This window comes from Mesorhizobium sp. M1D.F.Ca.ET.043.01.1.1 (genome assembly GCF_003952385.1).
GTDB lineage: Bacteria > Pseudomonadota > Alphaproteobacteria > Rhizobiales > Rhizobiaceae > Mesorhizobium.
In genome coordinates this window covers 5,635,412-5,641,671 of sequence record NZ_CP034444.1, presented here as the reverse complement: position 1 = coordinate 5,641,671, position 6,260 = coordinate 5,635,412, and the positions used below count along the sequence as shown (strand labels likewise).

Sequence of the window (6,260 nt, the reverse complement as noted above, 5' to 3'; positions counted from 1 at the left end):
ATTGGCGGCCGAGATGTTAGGACCCGTCTCCAGCGCGTCCTTTCTGTCATCTTCCTGAACTAGAATCAGGACAGTTTTGGTTGCGTGGGACGCCCGCCGCTTTGCCGGGCGGGCCCGAGGGCCTGCCCGGCAAAGCGGCGGGCGGCGCGAATTGGGGAACCCATGGCCGAACTGTTATTCACCACCGAAGAGTTTGCGCCGCACGGCATATCACGCCCGGGCGTCCCCATGCTTCTCGATAACGAGATGCGACTTGTCGAACCAGCTTGCGCGTGGCTGCTGCACATCGCTCTGGTGCGGGGACGCACGCGCAGTCGGCAGACATGGCGCACCTATGGAGAGACTCTCTACGATTGGTGGCAGACGCTTGAGGCCAATGAATGGGTGTGGGACGCGATCGGAGTAGCGGAGATCGCAGCTTACCGAGATCGAATGCTCTTTCGTCCAAGCGATCATACCAGGCGCGCTTACGCGCGCGGTACGATCAATGGTCGCATCAGAACGTTGGCCCTGTTCTACCGATGGTGCGTTGGTGCGGGCCTTGCTCACCACTTGCCATTTACCGCGGACGAGTTGGCACTATCGCGAAGCCGACCGCAGGGTTTCCTGGCGCACGTCGACGCCACTGGTGGACGCCAGACTGTCAATGAGCTGACGGTCCGACAAACATCGACATTGCCGAGACCTCTGTCACCCGCAACAATGCGCCAGGTGATGAGCGGGCTGGACTCGCGAAATCGATTGATTGTGGAGTGGGCTGTCACCACCGGTATGCGCCGGATGGAAGTTGCCGGATTGCGGCTGCGCGTGCTTCCGCGGGAAAGCTCGGATGCCCTTACCGCAATAAAGATCGAGACCACCAAGGGCGGGAAAGCGCGGACCGTTTATCCGCCACAGCCTTTGGTCGACCGTACGCTTGCCTATGTACGTGAGGAGCGCGCCGCCATTATACGGCGCGCGAAATCCCGAAACCCGAACTATGCGGAACCAAATACGGTCTTTCTGACGGAAGCTGGACGGGCGGTGAGTGCTCGGCGCGTAGGCGCGATGTTCGCCGCTGCTGCCACGGCAGCCGGTGTGACTGCTAGCTTCCACGCGCTGAGACATACTTTTGCGACCTCGATGCTCCGGTTCCTGCAACGGCGGACACAACAGGAGCCGGAGCTCAATCCGCTCCTCACTCTGCAAGTTCTCCTGGGACATGCCGATCTGACCACTACGGCGATCTATTTGCGCGTTGTGGCGACAGACCTGACGCTTGCGGAGGCATCGGTCGAAAACCTTTATGAGGCTTTGTTATAATGGCACAGCGACGCAAGGATTATCGGCTCGATCCATCACCAGTGGGTCTTGTGGGCGTGCCTGGCTCTCTAGTGGTCAACTTCCTTGATCCCAACGGTCGACCGGAAAGCAGCTTCGACTTCACCGTCTATCGAACTGCGCCGAGGATTGCAGCCGAAATTGCGCTTGCCTTCCGTCACCATCATGCCGGCCACAGCCCGGCTACTCGCGAAGGCGCGTTCAACACACTTTCTCGCTGGTTTGCCTTCCTGAACGATCATACTTCCGAGATCACGTCGATGGGGGATGTCGATACGGCGGTGCTGCACGCCTTTATAGCCTGGCTCAATGCTAAGCCATGGACCAAGAGTTCTCGTCATGGCAGCTGGTCGGTGCTCAAGCAGATGATCGGCTGGCTCAAGCACAACCGACCCGACCTCGTTGCTTGCGATCTTGAAATCCCGTTCAATGCCTTTCCTCGTAAGAATGCGGAGACGCGCCCGCGAGAGGCGCTAAGCCGATCAGAGATGGAAGCTGTTCTGGCGGCGGCCCGGAAAGACATCGAGGCGAGCTGGGCGACCTTCCAAAGGGGAAAGGCACTTCTCTCACAGGTTGACCGAGAAGCGATCGCAAGGGAACGTGACCTCAGCCGGCTAAACCTCGACGACCTCGGCGTGATGCTTGCAGTTATTGTCGAGCATTACGGCGGACTGATGCCTCCGCAGAACGTTACGCTGAAGCGAGGTTCCGGGCGCTGGCGGCTTCACTTCGCCTCGGTTCGACACGGCGGAAACCAAAAGCTTTCCAGCTATCTTCATGCCCTGCCCGAAACGCTGATCCCATACATGATCGCCATAGGCGCGCAGAGCTATGCCAACCCCGAAGCCCTGCGCGACCTGCGGCGCGACTGCATGAGCGATCATCTGCTTCTTGAGGGGCGAGAGGTGATGACATGGTCGAAGGGCCGTTCGAGCCGACTCCAACGTCGAAGCTTCCTGCGCGACAAGAGCCTGTCGGTACCAAACCTCGTCGACAGAGTTCTGGAAATGACGGCGGGGTTGCTGCCGCACGTTCCCGCTGACGACCGCGATCGGTTGTTCCTTGTTGCGAGCATAAACGGTTCACGCGCAACACAGCTGATCCCCAACTATCTGGCCAGCAAGCATGTTCGGCTCTTTGTGCAGCGCCACGATCTCGTTGACGAGAAAGGAGACCCGCTTGCTTTGACCTTGGCGGCCCTGCGCACAACGGGACTTACCCTCGCACACGAGGCACTCGGCCACGACATTCTGAAAACCCAGGTTCTCGCCAACCATGTCACCCCCGACACAACGCAACGGTATATCGATCGGCCGATCGTCCGACGAGCCCAAGAACGCATCGTCGGCGACCTGCAGGCACGCTTCGTCGATATTGTTCGTGGTACTGACGCTCCTGAGCGGAGGGACGAAATATCGGCAACCGACGCCGCGTATGCCACGGCTGCCGGCTTCACTTGCAAGGATCCCCTCGCCGGCGTCGGGGAAGGTCAGAAAGTTGGCCGGCTGTGTACGGCGTGGCTTGGCTGCTTCACCTGCCCGAACGCCGTCATCCCGCTCGATCCGGATGTTCTGGCGCGGCTGATATCCACGCGCGATGCGCTTGTCGCGGCGCGTCAGGAACTGGCGCCAGATCGCTGGCGTCTTCTTTACGCCCCGAAACTGGAAATCCTCGAGAACGACATCTTGCCGCGCTTCTCATCCGAGCTTCACCTGGCTGCGTCTATGAAAGAGGCGCCAGCCTTGCCGGTGATCGAATGAAAACGCTGCTCGCCGAAAATCCCGTTGTGGCCGGATGGGCTGAAGCGCCGGTCTCGCCATGGAGTCGCTTCGGCGACGATGAATGGCTGCTCGATATCCGCACTGCCGGCCGGCGCGCTGACCAGAATAAGATAAACTGGACGCCAGAGTTGCCGGAGGGAGCTGTCATCAGCGAAACGGCATGGCGCAGTCTCCATAGGGCGGCAAAGCAGTTCCTATGGTCGATGACTGTGAACCCTCCGACCGGGCGCAAACGTCTGTCGCCAGCGTCGGTGCATAGCAAAGCCGTGACACTAAAAACCATGATTGGGTGGATGGCGCTTGACGGACTGGAGACGTTCAGCAGCATTGATGCCGGGGCCGTGGAGCGCCTGCGGACTTGGCTGCCGACGCGTCCAGGATTGAAGGCGAAGTCAATCACCGCCAACACCATCGTCAACTACATGTTGGTGCTGAAGGATCTCTATCGACAGCGAGCCAAGCTCAATGATGCCCCGTTGGTCGATCCCTTGCCACAAGAAACCACCTATGAAGCGGCAGGATTGACCCCAGCTACGCGCGGTGCGATCCCGTTCATCCCCGACCCCATTGCGATCTCATTGCTGAATACCGCGCTTCAGTGGGTGGAAATTTATGGCCCGACCATCGTGAGAGCCGAGACTGTCCGCCGCCAGGCCCATGAAACTGGGCTGACACAAGGGACCAGAAGGCAGGCCTCGGATCATGTTCGAAAGGCATTGCGCAGCATAAACCTGACAGGCCCTGCCGGTGAAGCACTGCTCGGCGCCCATGCGGTCCGCCACGCCGCCACTCGTCTCGTGGAGGCGTGCTACATCGTCATCGCCGGCTTTGTCGGCATGCGCGTGAGCGAGATTCTGTCGATCGAAATTGGCGCCATAGAGTCCCACCCGATTGCAGAAACCGGTGTCGAACAAGCTTACCTGGTGGCGAGGTTGTTCAAGACGGTTGACCAGCATGGCGGTCGAATGGAACGCTGGATTGCCCCAGAGCCGGTTGTGAAGGCAGTGGAACTGCTTGAACAGTTGAGCGCGCCGCTGCGCAAAGCATCCGGAAGGCGTGAGCTCTTCCTCGTCAAGAACACGCAGTATGGCGAGGTCGTACCGGTGACCCATATGCATATCGGCTGGCGGATCAACGATTTTGCGCGCCACGTCGGGGTGCCGCTGCACGAGGGAGAGCCCTGGTCGTTCAGCACACACCAGTTCCGCAAGACCTTTGCACGATTCATTGCCCGAAAGGACAGGTCGCAGCTTCTTGGCCTTGCCGAACACTTCAAGCATGCATCGGTCGCCATGACCGCGCGGGGGTACGTCGGCAACGACTTCGATCTCCGCCAACTGATCGAACACGAAAACCGGGCTGAAACGGCGACGGCGTTGGAAAGGATGCTGCTGAGTGATCGACTTGCCGGTCGCATGGGCGAGCGAATCGCAGCGAACAACGCGTGTTTCCGGGGACGAGCGGGTGAGCAGGTACGCCGGGATTACATCGAGTTCGTTCTCACCGATACCGATCTGCGCATCCATGCCTGCGACTATGGTTGGTGCGTGTTCCAGCGGGAGACCAGTCGTTGCGGCGGCGAGGTCGGTCCGAGCGAGGCTGGCCGGAGCCCGGCCGTCTGCCTGGGTTGCGCGAACATGGTGATTGAACTGCGCCATGCGCCTTACTGGCGCGATCGTCGAAGCCGGAATTTAGATCTACTCCCGCGGGCCAACGCCATGACGGCCGCCGTTCTGACAGAGGTGATCGAACAGTGCGACACTGTCCTGACCAGGATCGGAGAAAAGGATGAGTGAACCACGCTCGCCTTCCGCTACGTCGGCGGCTCGAGCCTACCGCGCCGCCTTGGCCCGGCTGGTACGCGGCGAGGGCCGCCATCCGGATCATCAGGGGCGGATCGTCCGGATCAGCCCTGCTTCAGTTGCACGTGAGGCGGGAAAAAGCCGAAACCCGCTCTACACGACACATCGGGACATCCTCGATGAAATCGAGGCCGCCGCTGAGGGACCCGGGCCTTCGAAGGACTTAGCCGAAAAGGTTCGCGAGCTGGAGGCCGAAATTGCCCTCTTGCGCGCCGATGCCAAGCGGCATGCGGAAGAAAAGCGTAGCCTGGCAAGCCAAAACCTCGCCCTGCTTCACAGAGCAAGGACGGTGGAGGGGCAATTAGCGTCGGTACAGCGGCGAGCCGCATTGGGGCCCGCCGCTGAACCGTCGGCTACGCGGCGGCGCTGAGTTCGCTAGAAGGTTGCTGCGCATGCATCCAATCAACGGCCTTCTGAGCCCTGCTCGCAGCCGCAAAGATGGCGGAAGAATCATTGCGAAGGACCTTCAACCAACTGGCAACGTAAGCCGCGTGATCGGGCCTCGGGCGAGCCGAGATCGACAAGTCAGCGAGAACCATTGCGGCTCCAAGCTCTGCCACAACCTCCTCCATCGCATAGGCCTCCGAGCCAAAACGACCCGAGAGGTCCCGGTCCAGCCGGTGCTTGGCTGCTGTCGCATGAAGGCCTTCATGAAAAAGAACGCTATAATGCGACGCACTGTCCTTGAAGTCAGCGAGAGCCGGGACATGCACCCTGTCGGCAGAGGGGAGGTAATATGCCTCACTGCCGCCGAAGACGGTGTTGATCCCGAGGTTAGCGTAAAATGTATCGGCTTCGCTGATGCGGTCGTTGTTTGAACGAGGAGCCACTGGCTCAGGCTCAAATCCGTCAACTTGAGCACAGTTGAACACCGAATAGCCACGCGCAAACAGCATGGTGCGCTCTGAACCATCAGCGTCGGCCTCGCCCTCGTCGGATTTGCCCCGGACCGGGCCCCAGAAGACGATCGTCGTGGATCGCTCGCCTCCGCGGACTTGGGCGCCCAGGGCTTGCCATTGGCGATAAGTTCCCCACACGCCCTTGGGATAGCCGGCGCTCTGCGCCGCGGCCCAAAGCGTGAGAGTGTTCACGCCGCGGTAAGGCTTTCCGGAAGATATGTTTGTGGGCCGTGATGTCGCCGTTCCATCATGATGCCACGGCATAACGAAGTCACCTGCACCGGCTTCGATTGCCGCGATGATCGCCTCGGTAACCTGAGCGTAGACGCCTGCGCGCTTCTGAGAGGTCATGATTAAGCCCTCCCTGCATGCGCTGCAGCGGGAAGGACACTTGCGAT

The 6,260-nt window shown here is 60.4% G+C and carries 5 protein-coding genes; 4 read left to right on the top strand and 1 reads right to left on the bottom strand.

Going from position 1 to position 6,260, the window contains the following annotated elements:
- Positions 1-162: 162 nt before the first annotated feature.
- Genes EJ067_RS27285 through EJ067_RS27270 form a run of 4 tightly spaced genes read left to right on the top strand, consistent with a single transcriptional unit; the run spans position 163 to position 5,333 of the window.
- Positions 163-1,302, top strand: a complete 1,140-nt coding sequence (locus EJ067_RS27285) for a site-specific integrase (RefSeq protein WP_126085777.1) — start codon at positions 163-165, stop codon at positions 1,300-1,302.
- Positions 1,302-3,080, top strand: coding sequence for a site-specific integrase (locus EJ067_RS27280; RefSeq protein ID WP_245467990.1), 1,779 nt, complete (start codon positions 1,302-1,304; stop codon positions 3,078-3,080). Before EJ067_RS27285 ends, EJ067_RS27280 begins: the two co-directional genes overlap by 1 nt.
- Entirely contained in the window at positions 3,077-4,897 is a 1,821-nt protein-coding gene (locus EJ067_RS27275) for a hypothetical protein (RefSeq protein ID WP_126085776.1), read from the top strand. Before EJ067_RS27280 ends, EJ067_RS27275 begins: the two co-directional genes overlap by 4 nt.
- Positions 4,890-5,333: a hypothetical protein gene (locus EJ067_RS27270; RefSeq protein ID WP_126085775.1), complete on the top strand. Its 444-nt coding sequence runs from the start codon at positions 4,890-4,892 to the stop codon at positions 5,331-5,333. The genes EJ067_RS27275 and EJ067_RS27270 overlap by 8 nt, the downstream gene beginning before the upstream one ends.
- On the opposite strand, the gene EJ067_RS27265 is transcribed toward EJ067_RS27270, so the two are convergent.
- Positions 5,317-6,213, bottom strand: a complete 897-nt coding sequence (locus EJ067_RS27265; RefSeq protein WP_126085774.1) for a zincin-like metallopeptidase domain-containing protein — start codon at positions 6,211-6,213, stop codon at positions 5,317-5,319. The genes EJ067_RS27270 and EJ067_RS27265 overlap by 17 nt on opposite strands.
- Positions 6,214-6,260 lie beyond the last annotated feature (47 nt).